This window comes from Opacimonas viscosa (assembly GCF_024199005.1).
GTDB classification, from domain to species: Bacteria; Pseudomonadota; Gammaproteobacteria; order Enterobacterales; family Alteromonadaceae; genus Opacimonas; species Opacimonas viscosa.
In genome coordinates this window covers 1-1,650 of record NZ_JANATA010000046.1, presented here as the reverse complement: position 1 = coordinate 1,650, position 1,650 = coordinate 1, and the positions used below count along the sequence as shown (strand labels likewise).

Genomic DNA, 1,650 nt, shown 5'->3' with positions numbered 1-1,650 from the left:
CGGTGTTTGTCAAACTAGTTGTCGCGATTAATCTATTTTACACCTTCAATTTCAATCCTATCACGAGCAGGATTTAGGTGTACTTTGTCGACTAGTTCCCAGTTGCGGGTTTGGCCGCTCCATCGTTCTGGATTTCTAAGTTTGGCTTGTTGATATACGTCCTTTCTTTTTGCCAACACATCTTTAGCTAAACCTGCATGACGTTGGTGAGGCGTCACAAATTTCAATCCGCTGTGTTTATGATTGACGTTGTACCAATGAGTAAATTTCAATACCCAATCACGTGCCTCAGCGATGTTAAAAAAACCTTTATATGGATAATCTGGCCTGTATTTACAGGTTTTGAATATCGATTCAGAATAAGCATTATCATTGCTGACTCTTGGACGACTAAATGATGTTGCAACGCCTAACTGATATAAAGTCTCTAGCATCGAAGCACCCTTCATTGGACTCCCATTATCCGAATGTAATATCAGCGGATTATCTCTAATATCTTCACGCAAATGAGTACGCCGAATAAGGGTTGCAGCGTGAGCTGCTGACTCTTCATCATGTATTTCCCAACCCACAATTTTTCGACTAAACACATCCAATATTAAATATAAATAAAAGTGGAAGCCTTTTGCTGGGCCTGGCAACCAAGTAATATCCCAACTCCACAATTGATTAGGGCCATTAGCACTGTGCGTCGTAGCGACCTTCTTGTCGTTACTTTGCCCACGACCACGACGATGCTGCAACTTCTCTTCATGCAACACGCGATAGCATGTAGATTCTGACGCTAGGTAAATACCCTCATCAGCTAAAGACGGTACCATTTGGCTTGCTGGCAAGCTTTTATATGCCTCGCTATTCATTGTATCTACTAGCCGTTTACGCTCGCCTGCCGTCAATTTATTCTTAGGGATAGGCCTTACTGAGTCTGGTCTACCATCACTTTTGATAACGCCAGCAGACATCCAACGCTGGTACGTTCGAATCGTTATTCCCAACTCTGCACAAGCCTTATATTTCGCTGCACCACTTAACACCGCTTCATCGATTAATATCACCGCTTGTAAGCGATCTGCGTCGAGGATCATTCGTCCTCGGCTTCCCCCCAGATCGCATCGGCTTTTTTTCTTAAGACCAACAATGCCGCCGTTTCAGCGAGGGCTTTATCCTTTCTGCGCAACTCCTTTTCTAAGGCGTTAATTTGCTGCTTATCTTTTTTTGCGGCGGCTTGAAATACCTTTTTATGCTCAGACACGTTTGCATTGGCATCCAAACAGGCGTTTTTCCAAGCAGCTATTTGTTCAACGAAGAGTCCTTTTTTACGACAATAAAGGGCTAATTCGGCCTCGTTTAGCGTCGCTGTTTCTAATACGGCTGCAAATTTATTGGCTGAAGACCATTGTTCAGCGTTCTTTCCGTTTCCAGGCATTACTTGCCCCTTATCTTTGGCTTGTTTTCGCCAATAATACAGGGTTGCTTGACTGATCCCCATATCTAATGAGAGTTTTGTAATAGAAATATTACTCGGCGGCCGCATCTTCTTTAGCGCCGACTCTTTTCTTTCAGATGAATAATGTTGCATTGTCACTCCGCGCCCTCAAATTAACTATAGTGGTTAAATTTTAAACGCGACAGGTAGTCTGACAGAGAGGG

Annotated in this window: 1 protein-coding gene; it reads right to left on the bottom strand. The window is 43.3% G+C overall.

Going from position 1 to position 1,650, the window contains the following annotated elements; translation table 11 throughout:
• Window positions 1–32: 32 nt before the first annotated feature.
• A protein-coding gene (locus NLF92_RS12615; protein WP_254102533.1) for an IS3 family transposase occupies window positions 33–1,579 on the bottom strand; the annotation gives its coding sequence in 2 pieces (ribosomal slippage) (window positions 33–1,114 and window positions 1,114–1,579; 1,548 coding nt in all).
• Between the last annotated feature and the right edge of the window lie 71 nt (window positions 1,580–1,650).